The following is a 1,860-nucleotide window of genomic DNA, read 5'->3' on the forward strand; positions in this document are numbered from 1 at the left end:
CCGAGGCGGCCGGACAGCCGCCCACCTCGCGGGACGCCCCCGCGCCCCGCGCTCCGCCAGCAGACCACGCGCCGGCCCCGATCCGGGCGCGCAGCGCGCCCACCGGCGGTGCGGGAGCGCGCGCATCGGCCCAGAATCGGGGTACGCGCAGCCAGGCCGCCGCGCCCCGGCAGCCGTCCGGCGCGTGCGGGCACCCCGCCCGGCGCGCACAACCCGCGAAGGAGTTCACGTGGCCCAGCAGGAACCGGCCTCCCCGGCCCCGCGGGAGGAGTACACCCCGGACCCCGACCGCTGGAAGGCGCTCGCGGTCTGTCTGGTCGCCGGGTTCATGACGCTCCTCGACGTGTCGATCGTGAACGTCGCGCTCCCCTCGATCCAGACCGGCCTCGACACCCCCGAATCGGATCTCCAGTGGGTCCTGTCCGGGTACGCGCTCTCCTTCGGGCTCTTCCTCGTCCCCTCGGGCCGGCTCGGCGACGCGCGCGGCAGGCGGCGCGTGTTCATGGCGGGACTCGTCCTGTTCACGCTCGCCTCCGCCTCCTGCGGGGCCGCGCAGTCGAGTCTGTGGCTCGTCATCTCGCGGCTCGTCCAGGGGATCGCCGGGGGGCTCGTCTCGCCGCAGATCTCGGCGCTCATCCAGCAGATGTTCCGGGGCAGGGAGCGCGGCAAGGCGTTCGGCGCCTTCGGGTCCGTCGTCGGCATCTCCACGGCCGTCGGCCCGCTGCTCGGCGGACTCCTCATCCAGGCCGCGGGCCCCGACGAGGGCTGGCGCTGGGTCTTCTACGTGAACCTGCCGATCGGCGCGCTGTGCCTCGTCCTCGCCCACCGGCTGCTCCCCGACACGCCGGGCGCCCGCAGCGTACGGGTGCGCGAACTCGACCCCCTGGGCGTGCTGCTGCTCGGCTCCGGGGTCGTCGCGCTGCTGCTGCCCTTCGTGCAGTCCCGGCAGTGGGCGGGCGACGAGAAGTACCTGCTCCTCGTCGTCGCCGCGGTGCTCCTCGCCGCCTTCGCGTGGTGGGAGAGCCGGTCCACCCGCGCGGGCGCCGAGCCGCTGCTCGACCTCGCGCTCTACAAGGTGCGTTCGTTCTCGCTCGGGTCCCTGCTCGGGCTGCTCTACTTCGCCGGGTTCACGTCGATCTTCTTCGTCAGCACGCTCTACCTCCAGAGCGGCCTGCACTACACGGCGCTCCAGGCCGGGCTCACCCTCACGCCCTTCGCGCTCGGCTCCGGCCTCTCGGCCGGCATCGGCGGCAGGCTGGTGGACCGGCTGGGGCGCCCGCTCGTGGTGGCGGGGCTCCTCATGGTCGCGATCGGCCTCGCGGGCACGGCCTTCGCGGTCCACCAGGTGACGGGCAAGGGCATCGGCTGGGCGCTCATCGCGCCGCTGTTCTTCGCGGGGCTCGGCAGCGGTCTCGTCATCTCCCCGAACCAGACCCTCACCCTTTCGGAGGTACCGGTGCGCAGGGCGGGCAGCGCGGGCGGCGCGCTCCAGACGGGCCAGCGCGTCGGCTCGGCGATCGGCATCGCGGCCGTGGGCTCCGTCTTCTTCGGCCGTCTCGCGGAGGACGGGTGGTCGAACGCCTACGATCACGGCCTCGTCGTCTCGGTCGGCTTCGTCCTCGCCGCGCTGCTCGTCGCGGTGGCGGACGTGATCGCGGGGCGGCGACGGAGCGGCGCCGAGGAGGCGGAGCGGGCGGAACGCTGAGGAGCGGTACGGGCGGGAATGGCACCGGTCCCGCCGTGGTTGTCATGGACATCGTCGGCTGGGTGTCCCCGTAGCCCCGCCCGCAGCGAAAGGTGGCGCCGTGAAGGTACGCAACTCGCTCCGCGCCCTCAAGAACCGCCCCGGTTCCCAGGTGG

Annotated in this window: 1 protein-coding gene; it reads left to right on the forward strand. The window is 74.0% G+C overall.

Going from position 1 to position 1,860, the window contains the following annotated elements:
• Positions 1-229 precede the first annotated feature (229 nt).
• Entirely contained in the window at positions 230-1,705 is a 1,476-nt protein-coding gene (locus SSBG_RS28245; protein WP_008749460.1) for an MFS transporter, read from the forward strand.
• Positions 1,706-1,860 lie beyond the last annotated feature (155 nt).

This window comes from Streptomyces sp. SPB074 (assembly GCF_000154905.1).
Lineage (GTDB): Bacteria > Actinomycetota > Actinomycetes > Streptomycetales > Streptomycetaceae > Streptomyces.